The sequence below is a fragment of the Streptococcus sp. 1004_SSPC genome, from assembly GCF_001069025.1.
GTDB lineage: Bacteria > Bacillota > Bacilli > Lactobacillales > Streptococcaceae > Streptococcus > Streptococcus vestibularis.
On record NZ_JWGQ01000043.1, the window covers coordinates 1 to 387 of the forward strand.

Sequence of the window (387 nt, forward strand, 5' to 3'; positions counted from 1 at the left end):
TTACAGCGAGAAAGTCAGAGATAATTAGAGAAATAGTCACAAGAGGATTTCGACTAGATTTACATCTTGAAACGGACGGTTTAGCTCGCTCAACTTACTACTATCAGGTGAAGAGACTGGGTTGGCTTGACAAAGATAAAGAGCTTAAAGCTGAGATTCAAGATATTTTTACTGAACACAAAGGAAAGTATGGCTATCGTCTAATGACTCTCGCATTGAGAAATCGCGGATTCATAGTAAATCATAAGAAAGTACAACGTCTGATGAAGGCTCTTGGTTTAAGTGATCTAATTCATTGTAAACGTAAGTATTATTCATATCAAAGAGAGGTTGGCAAGAAAGCAGAGAATCTCATTCAACGCCAGTTTGAAGCATCCAAGACAATGG

At 37.7% G+C, this 387-nt stretch carries 1 protein-coding gene; it reads left to right on the forward strand.

Translation table 11 applies throughout. From position 1 onward, the window contains the following. Positions 1 to 387: IS3 family transposase (locus ADF62_RS03305; protein WP_152901314.1), on the forward strand; the 387-nt coding region annotated here is incomplete at both ends.